We start from the raw sequence: 25,899 nt of genomic DNA, 5'->3' as shown, positions 1-25,899 counted from the left end.
CCGTGGCAGCTCGCGTGCGCATGCTTTTGCCGCGCGGCGCGATATTATTCCTATTTCGATCTATCGGACACAGCGCTGTCGGGTAACACCTTTGGCTATCCTGTAACACCTTTGGCTAAGGTTGCTAGGCGTTCGGAAAGCAATATGATGCGCTGGATTGGTCCCTCGACGATCTCAGGTCATTTGGAGTTCGGACGGGCACCGCGACGTGTTGCTCCGGTGCGCATCAAGCTGATGCGGTGAGGGACGGAGAGCGTCGGCCACCTGCTTGATTGAGGTCCCGAACATGGGCGACCGCACGCAACGCGCCGTCCGCGAGGCCGGTCGGGATTCGGCCGCGCCGGAGACCGTTTGCTTCGGTCCGTTTCGGCTGCATGCAGGGCAAAGAACGCTGGAGAAGGACGGCACTCCGATTCAGCTCGGCGGCCGGGCGCTTGATCTTTTGATCGCCCTGGTCGAGCGTGCCGGCACGGTGGTCAGCAAGAATGACCTCTTGGCCAAGGTGTGGCCCGACATCATCGTCGATGAAGGCAGCCTCAGGGTGCAGGTCGCGGGCCTTCGGAAAGCGCTCGGCGACGGCGAGGCCGGCGCGAGATACCTGACCACCGTTTCGGGGCAGGGCTACTGTTTCGTCGGACGGCTTTCGCATCCGAGTAATCAGGAGCAGTCCTCGATCGGGCCGAACTCCGAACCGGCCCACAATCTGCCGGCGCGGCCGATGCGGATGGTGGGACGCGACCAGACCGTTCGCGACATATCGGCCAAATTGAGGAGCGAGCGTTTCGTCACCGTCGTCGGCCCCGGCGGCGTCGGCAAGACCACGGTGGCGGTCTCCGTCGGCCATGAATTGCTCGAAGCGTTCGCCGGTGCGGTCCGCTTCCTCGACTTTGGGACACTCCATGATCCCGCACTCGTTCCAAATGTCGTCGCCTCGGCGCTCGGCCTCCTCGGCCAGGCTGGTGATCCATCGGACAGTCTGGTGAACCTGCTCCGCGACAGGCGGATGCTGCTGATCCTGGATTGTTGCGAGCATGTGATCGAGACATCGGCCGCGCTGGCCGAGCGGCTCTATGCGGAGGCGCCGCAGCTCCATATCCTGGCCACCAGCCGGGAGTCGCTGCGGGTCGAGGGCGAGCATGTTCACCGTCTGCAGCCGCTCTTGAGCCCGCCTGATGACGCCGGCCTGACGGCCGCACAGGCACTTGCCTTTCCTGCGGTCCAGCTATTTGTGGAGCGCGCGGCTGCGAGCGGCGGACATCTCATCGAGTTGAGCGACGCGGACGCGCGCCTGGTTGGCGAGATCTGCCGCAGGCTGGATGGCATCGCACTGGCGATCGAGCTCGCCGCCAGCCGCGCCAGTGCCTCCAATATCAAGGACACGGTCGCGCTCTTGAACGACGCATTCAAGCTCCTGGGCGAGGGACAGCATGCCGTGCTGCCACGGCATCAGACCCTGCGCGCGACGCTCGACTGGAGTTACAAATTGCTGTCGGAGCCCGAGCGCATGGTGCTGCGGCGAGCGGCCGTGTTCGCCGGCAGCTTCACCTTGGAAGCCGCGCGCTCGGTTGCTGGCGCAGAGGACGCCGACGACGGGCAGGTGATCGCGGCCGTTGCCAGCCTGGTGGCGAAATGCATGCTTGCGGCAAGCGCGAGCGGCACATCAACGCGATACAGATTGCTCGACACGGCACGGGCCTATGCCCTGGAACGGCTTGCCGCCAGCATGGATGCCGATGCGACGGCGCGGCGGCATGCCCGCTATTTCCTGCATCTGCTGCAAGAGATCGGTAGCGGCTCGGTCCCATCATCGGAAGCGAACCGATTTGCGGCGATCGCGGACCAGTTCGGAAACATACGCGCGGCGCTGACCTGGTGCTTCTCCGAACGCGGCGACCGCGCAACGGGCGTCGCGCTGGCCGCAGCGGCCATGCCGTTTTTCCTCAAACTGTCCCTGTTCGCCGAGTGCCAGCTCTGGGCCAAGCGCGCGATCGCACAGCTTGACGTGGCAAATCACAGCCTGAAATACGACCTCGACCTTCACGCCGCCCTGGGCCTGGCGCTGTTGCTCACGAAGGGGACCACCGACGACGTTCACGCTTTTCTGATGCGAGCGCTTCGAATAGCCGAAGAGATCGGCGACGTTCCCAGCCAGCTTCGCCTGATCGAGCGGGTTCACGTATTCCAGATGAGGGCAGGAAATTTCACGGAAGCGCTGGCGCTCGCCACACGCGGCGAAGCCGTCGCGTCCGATCACGGCGACCGCATTAAACTTGCGCATATGCGGATCGCGCTCGGCGTCTCCTGCCATCTTGCCGGAGACGCGCGGCTGGCGCGGTCTTATGTGGAGTCGGCGTTGTTGCAATTGCCGGGCTCGGAACCTGATGTCGATGATCCCCTGAACTACGACTACCTCAGTCGCGCACGAATCACGCTGGCTCGCATCCTGTGGCTTCAGGGATATCCCGATCAGGCGGTCGACACGGCGCGGCGGGCCATCGCCGACACGATGCGTATCGGTCATCCTGCCAAGCTCTGCATGGCGATGCTTTGGGCATTCTCGATCTTTGTCTGGAACTCGGAAACGGAGAGCTACGAAGAATACGCCGACAGGCTTATCCTGGAGGCGAGCAAGCACGCGCTCGGGCCGTACCAGACGATTGGCTACGGAACAAAAGGCGTTGTCCTGGTGGCGCAAGGCCAGGTCGAGACCGGGATTGCGCTGCTGCGGGGCGCGCTCGAAGTCATGCACAGCCATCGATATGGCTCGCTCGCGGATTTCCGCATCGCGCTGGCGCAGGCGCTCGCCACCATCGGGCGGGAAAAGGAGGCGCTTGATACGATCGATCTGGCAATCGCCCGCGTCGGGCACAACAAGGATATGTTCTGCATGCCCGAGCTGCTGCGCGCAAAGGCGGAAGTGCTGCTCTCCGCACGAAGCCCCGATCCGGTGCAGGCAGAGCGCTGCCTGAAGGAGTCGATTGACCTGGCCCGCCGTCAATCGGCGCTCGCCATGGAACTGGTTGCCGCGACCTGCCTCGCGAGACTTTGGCTCGGGCAGGATCGCGCTGCCGAGGCGCGGCAGCTCCTCGCCCCGACCTATGCCCGCTTTACCGAAGGGTTCAACAGCCGCGCGCTCAAGACGGCACGGGCGCTGTTGGATGAGCTGAGCGCGCAACATTTGGATTCGTCGACGGATGCAAGACTGGCGGTTCAGGGATAAGGCACCGAACGCATCCGCCTGGCGCCGATCTGCGTCTATCCGGCAACCGCGATCATGCGAACTCGAAATGAAGGTGCAGATCCGAAAGACCCGAGCCATCCCATCCGCCATGGTCTGTCGCGTAAGCATTCAAGACCACCAGCTTGCGCCATCGGCTCGCAGCGCCCTTCCCAAGGCAACGAGCCCACGGGGGCCGTCCTATCCCCCCGCCCCATCCCCGGGACGGCCCCCTTCTCTCCCCATGCATTGTCCCGTGAGCGGATCCCGTCCAAACTGGTGCCCTAATCCGGGCACAAATCATAGTTGGGCCAAAGACGGCTCTCGCAGCAGGCAGGTACCGCGTGCAGGGCGACAATAGCGACGAATCTGCACTGGCGTTCGGACCGTTCCGACTGCTGCCGAAAGCGCGACTGCTCGAAAAGGACGGCAATCCCGTTCATATCGGCGGCCGCGCGCTCGACATCCTGATCTTCCTCGCCGAACGCGCCGGTGAGGTCGTCGGCAAACGGGAATTGGTGTCCCGGGTATGGGCCGATGTGAACGTCGACGAGGGCAGCCTCCGCTTCCACGTCAGCGCGCTGCGCAAGGTGCTCGGCGACAGTGCGTCCGGCGCGAGATATGTCGTGAACGTTCCTGGTCGCGGCTATTGTTTCACCGCGCCGATCGTGCGCGCGGAGACGAAGCCTGCCGCAACGCCGGCCGGCAGCCCTCCCCTTCCGGCGCAAATTGCCAGGATGATCGGGCGCACGGAAACCGTCGAGACGATTGCCGCCGAGCTCGCCCGCCACCGCCTGGTCACGGTGGTCGGACCGGGCGGTATCGGCAAAACCACCGTCGCCCTGGCGGTGGGGCACCGTCAGCTTGCCGTTTTTGCCGGAATGGTCAGGTTCGTCGATTTCGGCGCGCTGCGGGACAAGCGCCTGGCGCCGAGCGCGCTCGCATCGGCATTGGGGCTTTCGGTTTCCTCCGACAATCCGCTGCCCAGCATGCTGGCGTTTCTGCGCGAGAAACGCATGCTGTTGATCTTCGACAGTTGCGAGCATCTCTTGGAAAGCCTGGCGATGCTCGCGGAAAGCATCATCCGCGAGGCGCCTGAGGTTTCCATCCTGGCAACCAGCCGTGAATCGTTGCGCGCCGAAGGCGAGCAGGTGCATCGGCTGTTTCCGCTGGATTGCCCGCCGGAGCGCGCTGCCATCACCGCTCCCGACGTGCTGGCCTATCCCGCGGCGCAATTGTTTGTCGAACGCATCGCCGCGAGCCTCGGCGGGTTCGAGCTCGGCGATGCCGAAGCGCCGCTGGTGGCGGAAATCTGCCGCAAGCTCGATGGCATTGCGCTGGCGATCGAGCTCGCCGCCGGTCGCGTCAACGCCTATGGAATCCAGGGCATAGCCACACTGCTCAACAGCCGCTTCTCGCTGTTGTGGCAGGGCCGGCGCACCGCAGTGCCCAGGCATCAGACGCTGAGCGCGGCGCTCGGCTGGAGCTACGATCTATTGACTCCCATCGAAAGCGTCACTCTGCGCAGGCTGTCGGTGTTCGCCGGCACCTTCACGCTGGAAGCCGCCCTCGCGGTAGCCTCCGAGGATGGGACCGACGAAGCCGAGGCGGTTGAGGCGATCGCAAACCTGGTGGCAAAGTCGCTGATCTCGCTGCCGTCTACGGCTCAGCCGGTGCGCTATCGGCTGCTCGACACCACGCGCGCCTTCGCCGCGGAGAAGCTTGCGGAAAGCGGCGAAGCCACAAGGATATCGCGCAACCATGCGATCTATTTCCGCGATCTCCTTGCGGGCATCGCGGCGAGAGCGGCAGCATTCTCGACCGGCGACAGCTTCACTCCCTATGCGGATCATCTTGCCAATGTCCGCGCGGCGTTGGATTGGAGCTTCTCCGACCAGGGCGAGCGCGCGATCGGAATCGGGCTTGCCGCGGCGGCCGCCCAATTCTTCCTGCAGCTTTCGCTGCTGACGGAATGCCATCGCTGGGCGCGACAGGCGCTGACGGCGTTTGATCCGCAAATTGCCGACCCGCGTCAGGAGATGGAGCTTCAGGCCGCGCTTGGCGTGTCCTTGATGTTCACGCAAGGCAACACCGAAGAAGTCCATGCGGCCCTCACCCGCAGCCTGCAACTGGCAGAGTCCCACAACGACCTGCACTGGCAGCTATGGCTGTTGCGAGAGCTTCATATCTATCTGACCCGGATCGGCGATTATCATGGCGCGCTGGCGATGGGCGAGCGCGGCGCGGTGGTTGCCAGGACATTGAACGATGCCGGTGCCATCCGTACCGCGGAGTGGATGCTCGGAGTCGCCAACCACCTGATCGGGAATCAGAACGATGCCGTCTTGCAATGCGAGAGCGCCACGACCCATGATCCGTCTCGCCTGCAGATCAACATGCAGCGGCTCGGATATGATGACCGGATCGTTGCGCTGGTAGCCCTTGCGCGAAGCCTCTGGCTGACGGGACGTCCCGACCGCGCCATCGCGGCGGCGAGATATGCGGTCAGCGAGGCCGAGCGCACAGAGCAGCCGCTCACCATCGGCATCGGCCTGATATGGTCGATCTACGTGTTTCTCTGGGTCGGCGATTGGGAGGACGCCGACAAGCTGATCGAACGTCTCATCAATCATGCGGCCAGGCATTTTCTCGGGCCCTATCAGGCCGTGGGGCTCGGACTGAAGGGCGAACTGTTGATCCGCCGCGGAGAAGCCAAGATCGGCATCGAACTGCTGCGCCAGGGCGCCGGAACATTGCGGCAGATCCGGCACAAGATCCTGAGCACGGTGTTCGCGGCAGCGCTCGCCGAAGGCCTGGTGCAGGTGCGGCAATACGAGGAGGCGCTCGGCATCATCGATGAGGCGATCGCGCAGCGCGACAGCGCCGGGCAGTCGTTCGATCTGCCAGAGATGCTGCGCGTCAAGGGATACATCCTGGCTTCCTCGGCCCGTCCTTACGAGGCCGAAACCTGTCTGATGCAGTCACTCACGCTGTCCCGCGAGCAAGGCGCACTTGGATGGGAATTGCGGGCGGCCGCCACCTTGGGACGGCTCTGGCGTGAACAGGGCAATGCAGCAAAGGCACATGCACTGATCGCTCCGCTCTATGCACGATACAGTGAAGGCCTCGACAGCGCCGATCTCAGGTCCGTAAAATTACTGCTCGATGAGTTGACTGCGGGTATCTAACAACATCTAACGCGCAAATTCGCCCGCGCTGGGCCATGCTCCCTGCACGATTTTGGGGCTGGTCGAAGACGGGATTTGCGAATGGCATTGCTTGATGACGCCCTCGATGCCTGCGGTGGGTTGGAACGATGGCGTCGGTTGAAGAGATTCACCGTCCACCTTTCCATCGATGGCGCGCTGTTCTCCCGCATCGGCAATGCAGGGCGGCTCAAGGACATGGTCATGGAAGGTTCGACCGAGGTCCAGACGCTGCAATTCACCGGCTTCACCGCTCCCGACAGATGCGGCTTGTTTCAGCCCGACTGGGTCGCCATCCAGAGCCTGCAAGGCGAGATCCTGCGTTCATGTGGCGACCCGCAGACAGCATTTTCGGATCACCACGACGAAATGCCGTGGGACGATCTGCGCCTGGCCTATTTTTGCGGCCTCTCGCTCTGGAACTGTCTGACGACCCCCTTCCTGCTGGCGCAACCTGAAATTGAGACCGAAGAGCTGCCCCCCTGGAACACCGGCGGCCAGATCTGGCGGCGTCTCCGCGCGCTGTTTCCACCGACCATCGTTACGCATTCGCGGGAGCAGATCTTCTACTTCGATAGCGATGGGCTGCAGCGGCGATTGGACTACGAGGCCGCGGGCACGCCAATCGCGCACCTGACCTGGGCGCATCAGAAGTTCAACGACATCGTCATTCCCACGCTCCGCCGATGCCTGTCGCGTCAGCCCGATGGCACGCTGGTTACCAAGCCCGCTCTGATCGACATCGAGATCTTCGACGCGTCGTTCGAGTAGCAGCCAGCGAGCCGTGTCGACCGTCGCGTCGCGTGTGCGATTACTCCTTGCCCTGAACGAAGAGCTGAATCAGTGCGACGAGAACATCGGGCGCATCCTCCTGGCTGAAGTGGCCGGCATTGGGCAGCTTGATGATGGGCCGGTCCGGCCATATTCCCCTGAAGTCGGCGATTTGGACCGCCGGCGAGATAGCTCTGTCCTTCATACCGACGGCGAGCATTGCTGGCTTTGACTTCAGATTGTCGACGAGAGGAAAACCTTCAACGACGTATGGGATAATCCGACCGAGCAGCACATCGAGCGGGAACTCGATCGCTCCGATACAGTCCTCCCTTGCAGGAAAGGCCGAACCATAGGCCGCGAGCCAATCGGAATTCACTGCCGACAGATTCTCAAGACCAATGATCTTCATGATGCTGAGAATGTTGACGTCCAGATGTCCCAACACCTCGCCAAGCGTGCCGGCTTCGTAGTGCTTGCGGACAAACTGAAACCAGGGCGTCTGCGCGTCGAACTCCGCGTTGCCATAGCCCGCCAATGTGTTGAGGAGGAACAAGCGCTTGACGCGGTCGGGGTGTCGCAGCGTGAAGGCCGAACCGATCGGCCCGCCCCAATCCTGCATGACCAGGGTGATGTTCCTCAGATCGATCGCTTCGATGAGGTTCGTAAGGTTGTCGACATGGGCTTTCAGCGAATACTCGCGATCGCGAGGAGTCTCGCTTTTGCCGAAGCCCATATGATCGGGAACGATGACCCTGTGCGTCGCAGAAAGCGGCGGAATAAAGTGTCGATATAGATAGCCCCAGGTCGGCTCACCATGCAGACAAATGATGGGATCGCCGTCGCCCTCGTCGATATAATGCATACGAAAGCCGTTCCCGTCAAAATAGTGCGGCGCAAAGGGCCAGGTTGCACCAAACGTCTCGGCTGCAGGAATCGTCATTTGCCGGATCTCCTCATGCGCGGGTGTCAGTTGCAATTATATACGTCGAATGTGCGCTACCAACGACGAACCGTCGTAATGCCGGCATGACGATAATCTTTGCGTGAGAAGCCGCGCGCCGGCGACCGAAAATATTCGGTTCCGATTGAATCAGAACCGAATATCCAGATGGGTGGTCAGCCAGGCGCGAACGCCGTCCAGCGTGCGGAAATCGTCCAGAGATCGTGTCGCGACGTCATGATAGGCGCCAGCCACCATCTCGCTCAGCGCCCGGCCCGGCCCGAGTTCCAGAAACACCGTCGCTTCGCTCTCCATGCAGGCCTGCAGGCAATCGGCCCATTGCACCGTCTGCGAGATCTGGACCGCCAGCTTGTCAAGACCGGTTTTGACATCGATGACGGGCGCAGCGTCGATCCCGCTCAGGAGCCGCGTTCCGGCTGGCAGTACCATCACGGCAGCATGGCTTAGTCTGTCGCGGAATTCCGTCGATGCCTTGGCAAGCCGCGGGGTGTGGGAGGCAACTTCCACCGGTACGTCGACGACCCTGGCCGCCTTCATCGCTTTCGCGTCATCGGCGAGCGCTTTCAACGCTGCGCGGCTTCCGCCGAGAATGAAGGCGTCGCCCGGATTGACGATGGCGACAGCGGCATCGTGCCGCTCGCACAAGGTGTCGATGACATCGCGGGGAAGGCCGCGAACGAAGACCATTCCGTCACCGGGCAGCGTGGCAGCGTCCATCGCTTCCGCGCGGCAGGCCACCAGGTCGAGCGTATCCGTCATGCTCGTAAGGCCTGCGACGCCCCAGGCCGCGACCTCGCCAACGCTGTAGCCGGCAACGATAAGGCGATCGGGCATTTGGGCGCGCAGCACGGAAGCCGCGGCAAGCGCCTGCAGCGTGCAGAGGATCTGGCCGATGCGATTGTGGTGCAGCACTTCAGCGCTCTCGCTGCGGACGATCTCGCGCGGATCACGGCCGCCGAGCAGCATCGCCGCATGGGCAAACAGGCTGGCCGCCTCCGGCACATCGCCGGTCAGGGCGAACATGTCGCGGTGCTGCCGTCCCTGCCCCGAGCAGAGGATTGCGAGAGTCATGGCCAACCCAGCATCACGAAGAACACCCGCGCCAGCGCAAGCAGGATCGCATGGACATCAGGGACACGACCTTTCGTGGGCGTCGACGAACAGGGTCATGGCCAATAGATCGGCCGATCCGCCGGGGCTGAGCCGGCGGACGACGAAGCTATCGTGGATGGCACGAGCGCGCTCCTGCCAATCGGGCGCACCTACGCCGCCCCGGCCGAGAAATTGCCGCGCCACACGGCGCGCAAACAAGAGGCCGTCCAGCCCGCCGCGATGCAGCAGGTTGGTGTCCTCGACCGCGGCGATCAGCGCGAAGCATGTTTCGACCCGCGCGGCCTCCGCGTCGGCAGCAACGAGAGCTCCCCTGTGCAAGGCCGGGAGGCCGACCTGGTAGACACTGGGAAATCCCTTGGCCGCCTCGACGCGCGCGCCACCGGCATCGAAGCGACGACGGGCTTTCATGCCATGGCTGTGGAGCAGCACAGGCCCGCCGAGGATGCTGCCGCCCCACAGTCGCGTCACGGTTGCTCCGAGCGACAAAACCGGATCGACCTGCCCGCTGCTCCTTGCGCCCGCCGCCGCGCACAACAGGCCGAGGCCGAAGATCGCGCCGCGATGGGTGTTGATGCCCGACGTCGCAGCAAACATCGCCGCCTCGGCCTCGAGACCGATGATCCTCAGCCGCTCCATCGCCCAGCCGCCGGCACCTGCTTCCGCCAACGCGGCAAAATACGGGCCGATGGTCTTGGCACTGACGCGCAGCGTCTCGGCGTCCATATCCTCGTGACTGCCACGATCAACATGGCTCACAAGGCCGGGCTTCGGCCATGTCTCCACTTCCAGCAGCAGGCAATCGACGGCGCTTGCCGCGATCGCCGCCGCATCGGGCGCGCATGGCGCCATCACCTGTGGACGAGGCGCGCGGTGCTGCGCGCTCCATGCCAGAGCCGGCGTCATGACGGCATCTCCCCGGCGAGGAAGAGATTCGTATCGAGCAAGGCGACGCCGCCGATGGTCTTGACCAGCACCTGGTCCGCGCCAGCTTGCAGCTCCCGCCAGTTCACGGCGGCGCCGTCGTCGCGCACCAGTTCGCCATCGAGGCGCATCGGCGCCGGCGCCTCGATCTCGGCCATGCCGGTGACAAGAGCGGCAACATCCGTGTCACGATCAATGCGCAGCAGCAGATCGAGGTCGGAGCGATCGGTCAGATAATCCAGTCCGGTCAACACGCGCCAGGCCAAGCCGCCGAACACCCTTGCTTCCACCGAATGAAGCGAAGCGAGTTCATCGAGACGTTCAAGCGTCGGCTGCCACGTCGGCGGCGCCATCCGAGCCGCCGCTCCTAACGAGGGTGGGGGCGCGATCGATATCACGTCTTCGGTCTGCAGCAGGAAGGAAAGTCGCCGCTTGCCGGCAAAGGGCGGCAATGGCAGGCCCGCCGCCACGCCGTGCTGCTCGCAAGGCGTGGCACGCCGCCCGATCAACGGCCAACCGTTCGCGACCCATCGTGCGACCAGCGGATCGGGCGCCAGATCGCTCCGCACCGCGAGCGTTGCGCACCAGGTCTCGGGGCGGACGAAGATCAGATCATGGCGCCTCATCAGTCCCTCAGCCGGTTTGCATGGCAAGCTCACGCACGCGCTCCGCGATCTCAGCGGCCTTCATGCGGCCGCCGCGCTCCTTGCCGAGCGCGTCTCGTCGGTCGCGCGCATCGCCCACGTTGCGCAGCAGTTTTTCCAATTGATCGGCCGGCGAGACCTTGTCGTCCCAGATGACATGCACCGCGCCGAGCTGAACCAGATTTTGCAGGCCGGGAGCGAACACCGGCGTGGACTTGGCTTTCTCCTCGAGCACCTCGATCGGCAATTTCGTCACCTTGGACATCGACGGCAGGTCCATCACCGCCGGGTCCGCGCCCGGCAGTCCCACCAGCACGCGGGTCGCCAGCGCGGTGGCGAGGAACGCTCCCGCCGCCGAGTGGCCGTACAGCAGCCCGATCGTGGGCCGCCCCTGGATATCGGCGTGGATCAGCGACTTGGCGAGATGAGCCAGGAACTCGTTCAGTCCCAAAAGCTCGTCGCGCTTGCTCATGCGCTGGCTGTCACTGTCGACGATGACCAGGATCGGACCGCTTCCGCGCTTGATCGCGCCAAGAACGGCGCCCGAGAGCCTGATCGCCTCGTCGACACCAAGCGCGGTTCGATCAGCGACTCCGATGACCAGCGCGCGGTCGCCGGATCGCAGCGTGCCGGACCCGAGCAGAACGCCACCGTCATTCTTGACGTCGTGGCCGTCGGGAAACATCGAGGCTAGGATCCTATCGAGCGTCACGGGCAATCCTCCGGACCTTGTCGGCAAGTTCGATGAACTGATCGGCCGGCAGCGCTGGAACGGACGCAGCGTCGGCAACGCCCTCCGCCGCCCAGATCTCGACCGCATCCCGGCAGGTGCCAAAGCGCTGCAATCGATCTTCGAGGCGGGACTGTTCGGCATTCAGCGTATCGATGCCGAAGCCCGCGGTGGTCTCAAGCAATTCCAGGGCAGCCTCACGGAAGGCTTGCACCGTGTCGTCGGCGAAGAGCTCGGCGCCGCCGATCAGCCGCCGGTGCTTGCCGCCCATGGTGCGCCAGACCAGGGCACGGTCGCGCGAGTCGAACTCTTCGACGCCGCGATTGGTCTCGATGACCTCGGGACCGGAGACGGCGATACGTCCCTGCTCGGACACTGCCAGCGCCGAACAGCAGCCCGCGATCAGTCCGCCGCCGCCATAACATCCCGAGCGGCCACCGATCAGCCCGATCACCTTTACGCCGGCGGTCCGCGCCTCGATCACCGCGCGCATGATCTCGGCAATGGCAAGCTCGCCCGCATTCGCTTCCTGCAGGCGGACGCCGCCGGTGTCGAACAGGATCACTACCGGGATCGACTTGAGCTCCTTCGCCGCACGCAGCAATCCCGTCAGCTTGGCGCCGTGGACCTCGCCGAAAGCGCCGCCCATGAAGCGGCCTTCCTGCGCGGCGATGAAGACCGGCGATCCCGCAAGTCGCCCGCGGCCGATGATGATGCCGTCGTCGAACTGCTCGGGAAGGTCGAACAGTTTCAGATGCGGGCTGACCTCGCGCCTTTCGGGGCCGATGAATTCGACGAAGCTTCCGGGATCGATCAGCAGCCGGATCCGTGCCCGCGCCGAGGCCTCGTAGAAGCTCGTCGCCCTCGCCTGCTCCAGCGACGGCTTTTCCAGATCCGCGACGCTCATTGCTCGTTCTCCGCCATCAGCCGGACAGCCTGGGCGAGACGCAGCGACACGGTGTCCGGCCGCGCGCCGCCGTCATTGATGGAGAATTTGAGCCCGCCCGGCGAGTAGCGTTCGACGAAGTCTGCGACCACGGCGTCCCAGACCTCGCCGAAGCCTTCGGCCGCGGTCTTGATCTCCAGTCGGCATTCCGTTTCAGGCAGCACGCGTTCGGCCAGCACTTCCAGATTTCCGGAAGCCACCACACCGATGATCGCCATTTGCCTGGTCCCGCCGGCACGAGCGCGGGCTTGATGGTGAAAGCTCAAATCTTCCATCGCGGCTATCCTCTCACCAGTTGCGGAATTGCGAGGGCGGCGCGTAGAGGCCGCCCGACCACCGCACGAGATCCTTGATCGAGCGCGCCGCCAGCATGCTCCTGTCGGCGTCGAGCGGATCGATGCCGAGATCCTCCGGCCGGCGGATCACACCGCGCTCGCGCAAGTGCTGCACCATTTTCCTGTCCCTGCTGCGGCCGACATCGGTATAGCCAGCGACACCGCGGATCGCCTGTTCGCGCTCGTTCTCATCCCGGCACAGCAGCAGGTTGGCAACGCCTTCCTCCGTGACGATGTGGGTGACGTCGTCGCCATAGATCATCACCGGGGCGAGATCGAGCTTGAGCTTCTCGGCGAGCGCGAGCGCGTCCAGCTTCTCGACGAACAGCGGCACGTTCTTTTCGCCAAAGGTCTCGCCGATCTGCACCACCAGCTTGCGGCCACGGCGCAGCAGCGCCGAGCCGTCGGGATCGGCCTCACGGCCGGCCTGCAGCCATGGCGTGCTCGGATGGCGCCGCCCGCGGGCGTCGGCGCCCATATTCGGCGCACCGCCGAAGCCCGCAATACGCGAGGTGGTCACCGTCGATGAATTGCCCTGCAGGTCGATCTGCAGCGTCGAGCCGATGAACATGTCGCAGGCATAGAGGCCGGCGGTCTGGCAGAAGGCGCGGTTGGAGCGCAGCGAGCCGTCAGGCCCGGTGAAGAAGACGTCGGAGCGGGCGCGGATATACTCGTCCATGCCGACCTCCGAGCCGAAGCAATGGATCTGCTCGACCCAGCCCGATTCAATCGCGGGGATCAGCGCCGGATGGGGATTGAGCGCGAAATGGCTTGCAACCTTGCCCTTCAAGCCCAGCCGCTCGCCATAGGTCGGCAACAACAATTCGATCGCGGCGGTGGAGAAGCCGATGCCGTGATTCAGTCGCCGCACGCCATAGGGCGCGTAGATGGCCTTGATCGCCAACATCGCTGTCAGGATCTGTCCTTCGGTAATGGCGCCGGGATCGCGCGTGAACAACGGCTCGACGAAGAACGGCTTGTCGGCCTCGACCACGAACTGCACGCGGTCCGCCGGGATATCGACGCGCGGCACCTTGTCGACGATCTCGTTGACCTGGGCGATGACGACGCCATTCTTGAAGGCCGTCGCCTCGACCACCGTCGGTGTGTCCTCGGTGTTCGGCCCGGTATAGAGGTTTCCGTCATGGTCGGCGCTGACGGCCGCGATCAGCGCAACCTGCGGCGTGAGGTCGATGAAGTAGCGCGCGAACAATTCGAGATAGGTATGAACGGCGCCGAGCTCGATCTTGCCGCCGAACAGCATGCGCGCGATGCGCGCCGCCTGCGGTCCGGAATAGGCATAGTCGAGCCTCTTTGCTACGCCGCGGTCGAACAGGTCGAGATGTTCCGGCAGCACAATGCCGGACTGCACCATATGCAGGCCATTCACCTTGGCGAGGTCGACACCAAGCAGCGCGCGGCACAGAAGGTCTGCCTGCTTCTGGTTGTCGCCCTCCAGGCACACCCGATCGCCCGGCCGGATCACCGCTTCCATCAGGCGGGTGGCATCACTCGCTGCGACGATCTTGCCCTTCGCCAGTTTCGCGCCCGCTTCGATACGGGCATCGCGCGCTTGCCGGCCTTGTTGCCAATTCTTCATTCGCCATGCTCCTGGATCCGGCATTTGAAACGATATGCTTCGGATCCGACTGCATCAGTGAGGCGCTCCGGCGGGCATGCGTCAAGATCCTGTCCCGCCGGAGCCCATGCGTCATTCGCAACCGTCTTGTCAGCGCGAGGCCAACTTTTCAGCGTTGCGAGCAGCTTCGGTGATCACGGCCGCCACTTCCTTCGGATGGGATTCATAGACGGAGTGGCTGGCGCCCTTGATCTCGGTCGTGTGGCTCTTCGCCCGCGCGTAGTACCAACGCTCGAGATCAGGATTGATGATCTTGTCGCTCTCGGCGACGATGCCCCAGCTCGGTTTGGTCTTCCAGGCAGCCGCGGTCAGCGGCGTGCTGAAGACCTGGGCCGCAGCCAGGACCTGGGAGCGCGACTCGAACTCCGCCTGTTCGCGCGGCAGATCGGGCGCGAAGAGCTTGGGAAAATCGGCAGGGTTCAGATAGGTGTATTGATCTGGCGTCTTCTTGATCGCGCCTTCCGTCTTGGCCAGCACGCTCGGCGTCTTCTTGCCAAGTTCGCCCTCATCTTCGCCGACATCAGGCGCATGCGCGGCGACATAGACCAGACCGACCACGTTTGGATGAACGCCCGCCTCCGTGATGATCGAACCGCCATAGCTGTGGCCGACGAGCAGCGTCGGACCGTCCTGCAAATCGAGGATTCGTTTCGCCGCCGTCACGTCGTCGGCGAATGAGGTTTCCGGCTCCTGCACCATGGTGACATGGAACCCCTCCTTGGTGAGGATTTCATACACGGGCTTCCAGCCCGACGCATCCACCCAGGCCCCGTGCACCAGAACGATGTTCTTGAGCGGCTCGGCACGCGCAGGGACAACTGTCGAAACAAGCGAAAGAGTGGCCGCGAAGGCCAGGCAGGCTTTGACGTGCTTCATGTCCGAAGACTCCAGGTTGCGTCGCGCAAAACATAGAGGCGGGAACCGTCTCGCGTATTTCTGCAACGAAAGGCGTTTTCGACTTTGCACGCCGCCGAGTGATATCGGCCCCATAATCCACTCACGCTGGCCGCGGAGCGCAACTATTGTAAGCGCTTCCCGAAATGGCCGGACGCGCCCTCATATGGTTCATCAACATGCGTAGACACAAGTTCACTCGAGTTCTCGGCCTGGTTGCGGCAGCAGCCGCCGTCGAGATGCTGTTGCCATCGATCGGCTCGACGCAGGAATTCCGTCGGGATCAGGCCGCGAGCGAAGCAGCACCGCCGCTCGTCGTCGAGCTGCGATTACAAGGCGGCCTACGTCAACGCCTGCTGTATATATCACCGCCCAAGCCGCTTGCCGCGATCGTGATGCTGCCGGGCGGCGCCGGAAATATCGACATCGAAAGCAATGGTGATATCAGGCATGGCGACAACTTTGTCGTCCGTTCGCGCGAGCTGTGGGTGCAGCGCGGATATGCCGTGGTCATTCCCGATACGATCAACCACGCCAATCTCCGGGGCGATCGCAGTTCTCCGGAGTATGGCGGGATCGTTGTCGAACTCGCCGAGTTCGCGCGATCGCAGGCTGGCGTTCCCGTGTTCCTGCTCGGCACGAGCCAGGGCGCGATCGCAGCGGTGAATGGCGCCACCCACGCGCCGCAGGGAAGCGTTTCGGGTCTGATTCTCACGGAATCCGTGTCCAGGGTCGGCAAGAGCGGCGAAACCGTTTTCAGCGCGAAACCGGAGAACGTGCGCGCGCCGCTTCTCATCGTCGCTAACAGGAGCGACCGGTGCAACGTCGCGCCGCCCGGCGACGCGCCGCGCATCGCTGCGGCGATGGGCCATTCCCCCGAGGTCCAGGTCCGATTCGTCAGCGGAGGAATTAACCGGTCGCGGCACGCTTGCGGATCCTTGTCGCCGCACGGCTATTACGGAATCGAAACGCGCATCGTCGATCTCGTTGCCCGCTGGATCAGCGAGCATCGCTGATCCCGCTCTAAGGCCGTGCAGCCAGCTCGCTGCGGTTCTCGGCCCGCGTGGCTTCGTCGTGGATCGGCACCGGCGCCATCGCCTCGAACACGCCATCATGCCGGACCAGCGCGTGGAACAGCGCGGCGGCGACATGCATCAGGATCAGCGCAAAGAATGCGAAGGCCAGATAGAAATGCGCGTTCCACAACAGCGTACGGAGGCTGTCGCTCTGCGGCAGGATCGCAGGGAGATAGATGCCGCCGTACAGTTCAACAGGATAGGCCGATGCCGACAGCATAGCCCAGCCGAGCAGCGGCATGCCGATCATCAGTGCATAGAGCGCGTAATGCGACAGTTCCGCAGCGAGCTTCATCGGCTCGGGCAGATCGGCCGGCAGTGGCGGCGCGCCATAATAGAAGCGCGTGACCAGACGGATCAGCGCCAGCACCAGGATGACACTGCCGAGCGTCTTATGGATCGAGACCAGCGGCACGTATTTCGGCATGACCGTAGACACCATGCCGACGCCAATGAACAGCATCGTCAGGATGCAGACGGCCATGACCCAATGCAGCAGGCGCTGAAGCGGAGAGAAGTGATGACGGATAGCGTTCATGGCTTCGGGCCCGTTACGTTTCGTGGATAATCCTTGGCCTCCGCGGTGCGGAGATCGTACGACTTGGCGTAGACCGATGAGCGGGCCGCCGGGAACGGGTCGTCCGACGTGCGCATGCCCGGCGGCAGCACGATCGGATCGAAGTTGATATCGCGGCAAGGACCATCCGCCTCGGCCTCGATCCGCGACACGACCAGCGTGCCGATCTCGATGGTGCGACGATCCTCCGGCCAGACCTTGGTCGGATCCGCGGTGGGATCACCGGGGTTGGCGACGGTCACCGTCATGGTCCAACGCTGCGGGCCGCTGCGGACGCGCTCCGTGATCTCCTGTTCAAGGAAGTCAGGATCAAGCTTCTTGAGATCATCCTGCGTCACCGGAACGACTTGCGCCTGTGGCAGCAACGACCATCGCACCGCGTGATCGGCACCGGAACTGTCGGTGAAGATGAAACTGTTGAGGCCGTTGAAGCGATCCTCGGCATAGCTGCCGGTCCAGGGCGCAGTCTTGGCCCACGCCCCGAACGGCGCAAACTCCGGATGCGCTTCGGCGAACACCTTGATGGCGTTGGGGTCCTTGCTGCCCGCGGCGACCAGGAGTTCGTGAAAACCTTCCGGCGTGGAGGCAGCAAAGACCGGCGCATTGATCATCGCCATGCGCCATTCCTGACCATTCGGCGGCATGATCCGCAATCCCAGGCCGCGCACGCGGACCGACGCATCCGCGGCATCCGGATTGGGCGTGCCCAGATTGAAGCGTCCCAGTGCCGGATGCTGGCCGGCGGCAAGCACCGAGGCGCGCGAGATCGCCGCGCCATTGCCGTTGGATTCGAAAACGCCGGTGAAGCAGATGCCCTTGGCGTGATTGCGGCGGTGGCCGAGCGCCGGGCCGCTTGGCGGCGCCAGCGCCTCCAACATCTTCCAGGGCGTCAGTCGCTCCGGCGAAAGCCATCCGGCGGTGTAGGCGAAGGCGGCCGCGCTGCCGGCAACGACGACGCCGATCAGCACGAGTGATCCCAGCACCGAACGTGCGGGAGATGGACGCGGCTCGGGCATTCGGACCTCACGATGACGATGGATAATTCTATCCTGTAGCCACCAGTATCCCTCCGGAGCATCGGCCAGTCTTCCCGAACCTGCCTGGACTCTTTCAAAATCGCACGGCAGGCATGGGGAGCCCGCTCCCCGCCGGAGGGATTGTCGATCGGCCGCCCCCGTCCTAACCTGCGAAAAACGGGTGGAAACGCAATGGCACGGATCAAGACTATCGAGACCGGACTCTACCGGATTCCGCTGTCGGTCACGCTGTCCGACAGCACGCATGGCGAAATCAAGGCGTTCGAGCTTATCACGGTTCGCGTACGCGATGCGGACGGCGCCGAAGGCGTGGGCTACACCTACACAGTCGGTCGCAACGGGGGCGCCATCGCCGACATTCTCCGGCGTGAAGTTCCCGAACTGATCGAGGGCCGCGAGGCCGACGATACCGAGGCGCTGTGGCACCACGTCTGGTGGGGCCTGCATTACGGCGGGCGCGGCGGTCCCACCGTGCTCGCGCTTTCGGCGCTCGACATCGCGCTTTGGGACTTGAAGGCGCGGCGCGCCGCACTGCCGCTCTGGCGCCTGCTCGGCGGATTCGATCAGCGCGTCCCCTGTTATGCCGGCGGCATCGACCTCGATCTGTCGGTCGAAGCCCTGCTGAAGCAGACCGATGACAATCTGGGCAAGGGCTTTCGCGCTATCAAGATGAAGGTGGGCCGGCCTGATCTCGGCTCCGATGTCGCGCGCGTGCAGGCGATGCGCAAGCATCTCGGCGACGGCTTTCCCTTGATGGCCGATGCCAACATGAAATGGACGGTGGAGGAAGCCATCCGCGCCGCGCGGGCGCTGCAGCCCTTTGATCTTACCTGGCTCGAAGAGCCGATCATTCCCGACGACGTCGCCGGCCACGCCCGGATCCTCGCCGCCGGCGGCGTGCCGATCGCGGCCGGCGAAAACTTGCGCACGCTCTGGGAGTTCAAGAACTACATCGCCAATGGCGCCATCTCCTATCCCGAACCTGACGTCACCAACTGCGGCGGCGTGACCGCCTTCATGAAGATTGCGCGGCTTGCCGAAGCCTTCAATCTTCCGGTCACCAGCCACGGCGCGCACGACATCACGGTGCACCTGCTCGCGGCCTGCCCGAACCGTTCCTATCTCGAGGCGCACGGCTTTGGCCTCGACCGCTATATCGAGCATCCGCTCGTGCTCGAAGCAGGCATGGCACTGGCGCCGATCCGCGCCGGCCACGGCGTCAACTTCGACTGGACAGCGTTGGAGCGCCTCGCCGCGTGAGCCGCGATGGATACTGCGCTCCCTCTCCCGCTTGCGGGAGAGGGTTGGGGTGAGGATGTCTCCACGATGGGACTATGATGACAGGGTGATTTGGGCCATCATCCCCGCTATCAAACAATTGAATCAGAACTCTCCACAGGTCGTCCCGGGCTTGACCCGGGACGACGGCGAGAGTGCTGTTGAGTGCAGCCGACAACGGTTCCGGCAGACCAAGGGTGATCGGCTGCCATTGTACCTGTGCAAGCCGTGCGCTTTCGGGGTAGGTTTGAGGCAAACGACGAGCTCTGAGAATTCTAATGGAGGCGGAACGACAAATGCCGACAAAAGATCCGGTCAACTGGATGCTGTCTGAAGCGATCGAATCGCTCGCGCGCGCCGAACGCCTGCATCAAAGATTGTTCAGCCTGCAGCCGGGCGGCACGCGCGAGGTCCATTGGGAGCCTCCCATCGACGTGCTGGAGACCGATCGGGAATTGTTGATCTTCGTGGCGCTGCCCGGCGTCGATCCCGATCAGGTGGTGGCGATCATCGAGAACGGCGTGCTCATCATCAAGGGGCACCGGATATTGCCCGCCGAGCTCCGTGATGCGCTGATCCACCGGCTCGAGCTGCCGCAAGGCGGGTTCGAACGCCGCATTGCCCTGCCGGCCGGACGCTATGGCGTGAGCCGGACCGCCTCGAATGGATGCGTCGTGTTGCGCCTGTCGAAAGCCGTGTGAGAATTCATGATGTCGCCTGATAGTCAAAATCCCGGTTCGGCCGCAGCCGGTGCGAAAACGGAATCGGTCGCGATTCCCTCGGATGCGCTGATCATCGTCGCGGTCCGCAACATCGTGCTATTTCCGGCCGTGATCGCTCCGGTCACCATCGCCCGCGCGAAGTCGATCGCCGCCGCGCAGCAGGCGCTGCGCGAACAACGGCCGATTGGAATCCTGCTGCAGCGAAACGCCGAAGTCGATGATCCCGGTCCTGACGACCTGCACCGCGTCTGCACGATCGCCAATATCGTCAGGTACATCACCGCGCCGGACGGAACCCATCACATCGTCTGCCAGGGCGTGCAGCGCGCCCGCATCCTGGATTTCCTGCCCGGCACGCCGTTCCCCGCGGCGCGCGTGCTTCACATCCCGGAGCCGGCGACGACGTCGCCCGAGATCGAGGCGCGCTTTCTGAATCTGCAGAGGCAGGCCGTCGAGGCGGTTCAGCTCCTGCCGCAGGCGCCGCCCGAGCTGGTCGGCGCCTTCCAGGCAACGACATCTCCCGGCGCGCTCGCCGATCTCACGGCGTCCTATATGGACATCAAGCCGCAGGAGAAGCAGGAGATCCTCGAGACCATCGACCTCACCTCCCGGATGGACAAGGTTTCGCGCTATCTCGCCGAGCGGCTCGAAGTGCTGCGGCTGAGCAACGAGATCGGCCAGAAGACCAAGGCCGCCCTTGACGAGCGGCAGCGTGAAGTGCTGCTGCGCGAGCAGATGGCCACCATCCAGCGCCAGCTCGGCGAAGGCGAAGGCAAGGCGCAGGAGGTCGCGGAGTTGAGCGCGGCGATCGACAAGGCGAAGATGTCGCCCGAGGCCGAGAGCCAGGCGCGCAAGGAGCTGCGGCGCTATGAGCGGATGCCGGAAGCCGCAGCCGAAGGCGGCATGGTCCGCAGCTATCTCGACTGGCTGATCGATTTGCCCTGGGCGCTGCCGGACGAAAAGCCGATCGATATCCGAGAAGCGCGGCGTATCCTCGATGAGGATCATTTCGGGCTGGAAAAGATCAAGGCCCGGATCATCGAATATCTCGCGGTTCGCAAACTGGCGCCGCACGGCAAGGCGCCGATCCTCTGCTTCGTCGGACCGCCCGGCGTCGGCAAGACCTCGCTCGGGCAGTCGATCGCCCGCGCCATGGACCGGCCGTTCGTGCGCGTCAGCCTCGGCGGCGTCCACGACGAAGCCGAGATCCGCGGGCACCGCCGCACCTATATCGGCGCCCTGCCCGGCAACATCATCCAGGGCATCAAGAAGGCCGGCTCCCGCGCCTGCGTCATGATGCTGGACGAGATCGACAAGATGGGTCGCGGCATCCAGGGCGACCCGTCGGCGGCGATGCTCGAGGTGCTCGATCCCGAGCAGAATTCGACCTTCCGCGACAACTATCTCGGCGTCCCCTTCGACCTCTCGCGCGTCGCCTTCATAGCGACCGCGAACATGCTCGATACGGTTCCGGGACCGCTGCTGGACCGAATGGAGATCATCAGCCTGCCCGGCTACACCGAGGACGAGAAGCTCGAGATCGCGCGGCGCTATCTGGTGCGTCGCCAGCTCGAGGCCAACGGCCTGAAGCCGGACCAAGCCACGATCGAAGACGAAGCGCTGCGGTCGATCATCAAAGGCTACACGCGGGAAGCCGGCGTCCGTTCGCTCGAACGCGAAATCGGCAAGGCGCTGCGCTATGCCGCGGTGCAGATCGCGGAAGGCAGCTCAACCAAGGTGACGCTCGGCGCACGGGATCTGACGACCGTGCTCGGCCAGCCACGCTTCGAAGGCGAGATCGCCTTGCGCACCAGCGTGCCCGGCGTCGCCACCGGGCTCGCCTGGACGCCAGTCGGCGGCGACATTCTCTTCATTGAAGCAACGCGTGTGCCCGGCAGAGGCGGGCTGATCCTCACCGGCCAGCTCGGCGACGTCATGCGTGAAAGCGCGCAAGCCGCGTTGACGCTGGTGAAAAGCCGCGCCACGCAGCTCGGGATCGATCCGTCGTTGTTCGAGAAAAGCGATATCCATGTCCATGTGCCTGCCGGCGCCACGCCGAAAGATGGTCCGAGCGCCGGCGTCGCCATGTTCACCGCACTGTCCTCGCTGCTCACCAACCGCACGGTGAGGCACGACACGGCAATGACAGGCGAGATCTCGCTCCGCGGCCTGGTGCTGCCGGTCGGCGGCATTAAGGAGAAGGTCGTCGCGGCCGCAGCCGCCGGCCTGACCAGGGTGATGCTGCCGGCACGCAACCGGCGCGACTTCGACGACATTCCGCAAGGCGCGCGCGACAAGCTGGAGTTCATCTGGCTCGAGCACGTCGACGATGCGATTGCGCAGGCGCTCGAGCCGGCGAAATAGCCGGCCAGCGCGTAATAGGGACGCACCGGGCGCGCGGCTCTCCGCGTGCCCTCAATCCTTGCCCTTGGTCTTCACCAAATAGCTGACGATCGCCGGCACGTCCGCCTCGCCGATCGGCGCCTTGTAGACGTTGATCATCTTGCGCACCACGGCTTCCCAGGCCGCCTTGGGCAGCGGCGGCTGGTTCAGCACCATGTCCGGCGAATGGCAGGCGAGGCAATTGTTGTTGATCGCCTCGGCGCTGGAGCCGCCGGGAAACAAGGCATCGCCTGCCGGCAGCTCCACCGTCGTCGATTTGATCACCGGCAGATCCTGAACCCAGGCCGGCGTCGAGCACAGCAGCGCGGTTCCGAAGCAGCCGATCGCAGCGAGACCTTTCAGCATGATCAGCTCCTACACTGCCTTGACCTGCACGGTCTCGATGACGTTGCGCATGAAGCCGCTGCCGTTCCAGTTCGGCGTGTCCGGCTGGACCTCGCCTGCGGAATTGGTGCAGCGGACCATGAGCGCGTGATCGCCTTTATCGGCAAGCGCAACATCCGTCTGCCACTGGCGAAAGCCGTATTTGCCGAAATCATCGCCAAGCCTGGCCGGCTGCCATGACTTGCCGCCGTCGCTGGAAAACTCGACCTTGGCGACGCCGGTGTCACCACCAAAGGCGATGCCGCGAAGGGGCACGCGCGTGCCCGCGGTGAAGGACGCGCCGTCGGTGATATTGGTGAAGAACGAGCGCGGTACCATCCGGTTGATCGGCACCATCTTCACCCCGCTCTGGCCCGGCGTGATGCTGGCATGCGGCGTGTCGGGGATCGTATAGGCGACGGCCATCCAGTAATTGTCGTCCACCTTGTCGAGCACCTCGATGTCGCTGAGCATCTTGACCCAATAGGTCGAATACCATCCGGGCACGATCAGGCGCAGCGGAAAGCCGTTGAGCAACGGCAGTTGCTCGCCATTCATGGCGTAGGCGATCATCACTTCGCCGTCGCGGGCATGATCGATCGCAAGCGATTTCCTGAAGGTCGGAGCCTCCGGCACCACTGGCTCGTCCAATCCCTTGAAGCGGACCTGAACGGCGCTGGCCTTGACGCCGGCGCGATCCAGCACGTCCTTCAGCCGTACGCCGGCCCATTTGGCGTTGCCCATGGCGCCATTCGCCCATTGCGCGCCGGGCACGCGTGGCGAGAAGAAGCCGCGCGAATTGCCGGAGCATTGATTGACCGCGGCAAGCTCCACCCGGGGCAGGTCGCGCAGGATGTCCGTTATCGACAGCGACAGCGTCCGATCGACATGCCCACGCACCGCGAGCCTGAAGGCGTTCACATCGACCGAATTCGGGATCTCGGCCCAGTGCCAGCGCACGTAGAACTGATCGTTCGGCGTGAAGACGCCGCGGTCGAACACGTCCAGCGGCGTTTCGAGCAGCGGCGGCCGCACCCGCTGCAGGATCATGTCGCCTTTTTGCGGAAAAGCATGCGTGACCGGCCGTTCCCGCGGCCCGCTCGCAAACGGCAATTTGACCATTTCGTCGGCGAAGGCCGACGATACGGCGAGCGACAGACCGGCAATTCCAATGTTCTGAAGCACGGTCCGGCGCGACGGATGTTGAATGGGGGCGGAGCGAACGGGATGCAGGTTTCGCAGCGATTGGCTGAGCGCATCTTCCTTGTCGTTGCGCATCGGAGCTTCCTCCTTGGGCAAGCGGTACTGAGCCCATCGGCACCGCCCATTGCAAATCCGAACGATACCATACCCAGCCTAATGTCGAGCTGACATCTGGGTATTTCGAATTTGCCCGCCATCGGGGCGGCAATTGCGCAACGTCGCGGGAGCGGACGATCAGGCCGCCAGTGCGTCCTGGTTGATTTCACCCTTGGCAAGCGTCGTCAGCAATTCGTCCGCGCGCTTTTCCTCATCGAGCGCGTTGTGCAGCAGCCGCTGGTCCTCCCGAAGGTTGAGCTGGCCCGCGAGCGCGGCCACACTGCCATAGGCTGCGATCTCGTAATGCTCGAGCTTCTGTGCCGAGGCGATCAGACCGGCGTCGCGAAGGTAACCATCCTTCAGGATTACGCACATCTTCTCGGTCTCACGGATCAGCGCCTGCATGGCCTGATCCGTATGTTGCTCGGCGGCGGCCTCGTGCTTCTCCAGGATCGACCGCAGCCGTTCCTCCTGCATGATGGTTTCCCGCTGGTGCCGCTCGAGCGCAGCCCTTAGCGAAGGATGCGAGGCCACTTTGGCCATGCGCAGCAACGCCTCGCCAAGCTGCTGCTCGACGCTGACAAGTTCCTGCAATTCGGCAAGGTACATGTCCTTGAATGTCGTGATCTCCATGATGGTATCCTTTCGAGCGGACCGCCGGCCAGCCGGCCGCCGCGGACCTCAAGTGCAATCGCCGATCGGGTTGAAAGATAGCCCCGGCGTAGCTGCACGCCCTCTCCCGCTTGCGGGGGAGGGCTGGGGCGGGGGTGCCTCCGCATTGGGACTCCCCGAGTGGAGAGAGCCCTCACCCCGGCGCAACGCGCCGACCTCTCCCGCAAGCGGGAGAGGTGAAGATTCAGCCTGATCGGATCATACTCAAGCTGAGCACTCAACAAAGGGAACCGGTTCCCGGTTCCTAAAATGGGATAGGAGCGACGCCGCTCACGCTCGATAGAGATGAAGGTAGTTCGGCGAGAACAGCGCCGTGCTCTTGAGCACGTCCAGGTCGGTGATCGTCAGCGTCCGTTCGCGCAGCAGGATCAGGCCGGAGCTGCGCAAGTCCTGCAGCGTGCGGTTGAGATGGACCACCGAGAGGCCGGTCGCGTCGGCCAGATCCATCTGGGTCACCGGAAAGGCGCAGGAATTGCCGTCGATCAGGCCGACCGGCCGCAGCCGTTCATAGATCTCGCATAGCAGATGCGCTACGCGCTCGAGCGCCAGCCGGCGGCCGAGATTGATCGCCCATTCGCGCTGGATCGCGTTGTTCACCAGCGTCTCGCACCAGAACGCCTCCGCGACCGAGCTGTCGTGCGCCACCAGTGCTTCGAATTGCGCGCGCTTGACCTCGGCATAGACCACTGGCGTGAGGCTCGCGATGGAATGATCCATCACCGGGAGCAGATAGGTGTAAGCGTCGCAGGTTTCGCCTGGCAGGATGAAATTGACGATCTGGCGCCTTCCATCCTCCAGCGTCTTGTAGCGGCACAGCCAGCCCGACAGCAGGATCCGCACGCCATGGACCGCATCCCCCTCGCTGATCAGGTCCTCGCCCGGGCCGACGTGCTGCATGCCCTCGCGTATCGCCCGTTCGAGCGCGGCGATCCCGTCGTCCGACAAGCGCCGCAGCGCATTCAGCCGCCGGATCACCGGCTGCGCCGGGTTTCCCTCAATGGGTGGGGGATGCATTTAGAGCGTGATGTTTTTATACGGAAACATATCCTGAGTTTTTGAGATAGTTGGCGCACTCCTCGGGTGAGAAGAGAT

The 25,899-nt window shown here is 64.0% G+C and carries 22 protein-coding genes; 7 read left to right on the top strand and 15 right to left on the bottom strand.

The genetic code is table 11. The annotated features are described in order from the left end of the window. The first annotated feature begins 286 nt into the window (after positions 1–286). The 3 genes from ACZXDY_RS29045 (at position 287) to ACZXDY_RS29035 (ending at position 7,194) form a co-directional block, all read left to right on the top strand. Positions 287–3,220 carry an ATP-binding protein gene (locus ACZXDY_RS29045; protein ID WP_464347861.1) on the top strand — a complete coding sequence of 978 codons (2,934 nt, stop codon included), beginning with the start codon at positions 287–289 and terminating at the stop codon, positions 3,218–3,220. Between the two features lie 341 nt (positions 3,221–3,561). Beyond that, positions 3,562–6,405 (top strand): ATP-binding protein, encoded by a 2,844-nt coding sequence (locus ACZXDY_RS29040; protein WP_464347860.1) that lies wholly within the window; start codon positions 3,562–3,564, stop codon positions 6,403–6,405. An 81-nt stretch (positions 6,406–6,486) separates the two neighbouring features. After that, a complete protein-coding gene (locus ACZXDY_RS29035) occupies positions 6,487–7,194 on the top strand; it encodes a hypothetical protein (RefSeq protein WP_464347859.1) in 708 nt (235 codons plus the stop codon). A gap of 40 nt (positions 7,195–7,234) precedes the next feature. Here ACZXDY_RS29035 and ACZXDY_RS29030 read toward each other — a convergent pair whose 3' ends face one another. From ACZXDY_RS29030 to ACZXDY_RS28990, 9 genes are all read right to left on the bottom strand, one after another. Further along, complete coding sequence (locus ACZXDY_RS29030) at positions 7,235–8,137, bottom strand: alpha/beta fold hydrolase (RefSeq protein WP_028162705.1); 903 nt, start codon at positions 8,135–8,137, stop codon at positions 7,235–7,237. Between the two features lie 150 nt (positions 8,138–8,287). Further along, positions 8,288–9,229, bottom strand: a complete 942-nt coding sequence (locus ACZXDY_RS29025; protein WP_464347858.1) for an acyltransferase domain-containing protein — start codon at positions 9,227–9,229, stop codon at positions 8,288–8,290. Positions 9,230–9,286: 57 nt separating this feature from the next. Continuing rightward, complete coding sequence (mdcB, locus tag ACZXDY_RS29020) at positions 9,287–10,174, bottom strand: triphosphoribosyl-dephospho-CoA synthase MdcB (RefSeq protein WP_464347857.1); 888 nt, start codon at positions 10,172–10,174, stop codon at positions 9,287–9,289. After that, the gene (gene mdcG / locus ACZXDY_RS29015) at positions 10,171–10,851 is read right to left on the bottom strand and encodes a malonate decarboxylase holo-[acyl-carrier-protein] synthase (RefSeq protein ID WP_464347856.1); all 681 of its coding nucleotides are present in this window, start codon (positions 10,849–10,851) and stop codon (positions 10,171–10,173) included. The genes mdcB and mdcG overlap by 4 nt, the downstream gene beginning before the upstream one ends. Then, entirely contained in the window at positions 10,826–11,548 is a 723-nt protein-coding gene (gene mdcE / locus ACZXDY_RS29010; RefSeq protein ID WP_464347855.1) for a biotin-independent malonate decarboxylase subunit gamma, read from the bottom strand. The genes mdcG and mdcE overlap by 26 nt, the downstream gene beginning before the upstream one ends. After that, a complete protein-coding gene (locus ACZXDY_RS29005; RefSeq protein ID WP_464347854.1) occupies positions 11,535–12,473 on the bottom strand; it encodes a biotin-independent malonate decarboxylase subunit beta in 939 nt (312 codons plus the stop codon). The genes mdcE and ACZXDY_RS29005 overlap by 14 nt, the downstream gene beginning before the upstream one ends. After that, positions 12,470–12,787, bottom strand: a complete 318-nt coding sequence (gene mdcC, locus ACZXDY_RS29000) for a malonate decarboxylase acyl carrier protein (protein ID WP_028162711.1) — start codon at positions 12,785–12,787, stop codon at positions 12,470–12,472. Before mdcC ends, ACZXDY_RS29005 begins: the two co-directional genes overlap by 4 nt. Positions 12,788–12,800: 13 nt before the next feature. Further along, a complete protein-coding gene (gene mdcA, locus ACZXDY_RS28995) occupies positions 12,801–14,447 on the bottom strand; it encodes a malonate decarboxylase subunit alpha (protein WP_464347853.1) in 1,647 nt (548 codons plus the stop codon). Positions 14,448–14,576: 129 nt separating this feature from the next. Next, entirely contained in the window at positions 14,577–15,362 is a 786-nt protein-coding gene (locus ACZXDY_RS28990; protein WP_464347852.1) for an alpha/beta hydrolase, read from the bottom strand. A 197-nt stretch (positions 15,363–15,559) separates the two neighbouring features. Here ACZXDY_RS28990 and ACZXDY_RS28985 point away from each other — a divergent pair, with 197 nt between their 5' ends. After that, entirely contained in the window at positions 15,560–16,396 is an 837-nt protein-coding gene (locus tag ACZXDY_RS28985) for an alpha/beta hydrolase (RefSeq protein ID WP_464347851.1), read from the top strand. A gap of 7 nt (positions 16,397–16,403) precedes the next feature. Here the strand turns inward: ACZXDY_RS28985 and ACZXDY_RS28980 are convergent, their stop codons facing one another. Together ACZXDY_RS28980 and ACZXDY_RS28975 are read right to left on the bottom strand one after the other, a co-directional pair. Continuing rightward, positions 16,404–16,994 carry a cytochrome b gene (locus ACZXDY_RS28980; protein WP_028162715.1) on the bottom strand — a complete coding sequence of 197 codons (591 nt, stop codon included), beginning with the start codon at positions 16,992–16,994 and terminating at the stop codon, positions 16,404–16,406. Further along, positions 16,991–18,049: a catalase family peroxidase gene (locus ACZXDY_RS28975; RefSeq protein ID WP_464347850.1), complete on the bottom strand. Its 1,059-nt coding sequence runs from the start codon at positions 18,047–18,049 to the stop codon at positions 16,991–16,993. The genes ACZXDY_RS28980 and ACZXDY_RS28975 overlap by 4 nt, the downstream gene beginning before the upstream one ends. Positions 18,050–18,241: 192 nt before the next feature. Between ACZXDY_RS28975 and ACZXDY_RS28970 the strand changes: the two genes are divergently transcribed. The 3 genes from ACZXDY_RS28970 (at position 18,242) to lon (ending at position 22,434) form a co-directional block, all read left to right on the top strand. Continuing rightward, a complete protein-coding gene (locus tag ACZXDY_RS28970) occupies positions 18,242–19,330 on the top strand; it encodes a mandelate racemase/muconate lactonizing enzyme family protein (protein WP_464347849.1) in 1,089 nt (362 codons plus the stop codon). A 314-nt stretch (positions 19,331–19,644) separates the two neighbouring features. Beyond that, positions 19,645–20,049 (top strand): Hsp20/alpha crystallin family protein, encoded by a 405-nt coding sequence (locus ACZXDY_RS28965; RefSeq protein WP_464347848.1) that lies wholly within the window; start codon positions 19,645–19,647, stop codon positions 20,047–20,049. Positions 20,050–20,058: 9 nt separating this feature from the next. Further along, on the top strand, positions 20,059–22,434 hold the full coding sequence (gene lon, locus ACZXDY_RS28960; RefSeq protein ID WP_464347880.1) for an endopeptidase La: 2,376 nt from the start codon (positions 20,059–20,061) through the stop codon (positions 22,432–22,434). A 51-nt stretch (positions 22,435–22,485) separates the two neighbouring features. Here lon and ACZXDY_RS28955 read toward each other — a convergent pair whose 3' ends face one another. The 4 genes from ACZXDY_RS28955 to ACZXDY_RS28940 form a co-directional block, all read right to left on the bottom strand. Beyond that, positions 22,486–22,818: a c-type cytochrome gene (locus ACZXDY_RS28955; RefSeq protein WP_464347847.1), complete on the bottom strand. Its 333-nt coding sequence runs from the start codon at positions 22,816–22,818 to the stop codon at positions 22,486–22,488. A gap of 9 nt (positions 22,819–22,827) precedes the next feature. Beyond that, a complete protein-coding gene (locus ACZXDY_RS28950) occupies positions 22,828–24,114 on the bottom strand; it encodes a molybdopterin-dependent oxidoreductase (protein ID WP_464347846.1) in 1,287 nt (428 codons plus the stop codon). 159 nt (positions 24,115–24,273) lie between these two features. Beyond that, complete coding sequence (locus ACZXDY_RS28945) at positions 24,274–24,768, bottom strand: YciE/YciF ferroxidase family protein (RefSeq protein ID WP_028162721.1); 495 nt, start codon at positions 24,766–24,768, stop codon at positions 24,274–24,276. Positions 24,769–25,077: 309 nt separating this feature from the next. Further along, complete coding sequence (locus ACZXDY_RS28940) at positions 25,078–25,821, bottom strand: Crp/Fnr family transcriptional regulator (protein WP_028162722.1); 744 nt, start codon at positions 25,819–25,821, stop codon at positions 25,078–25,080. Between the last annotated feature and the right edge of the window lie 78 nt (positions 25,822–25,899).

It is taken from the genome of Bradyrhizobium sp. LeoB3 (genome assembly GCF_055456055.1).
The sequence above is the reverse complement of the archived record's forward strand: the minus strand, read 5'-3'. Positions and strand labels throughout refer to the sequence as shown.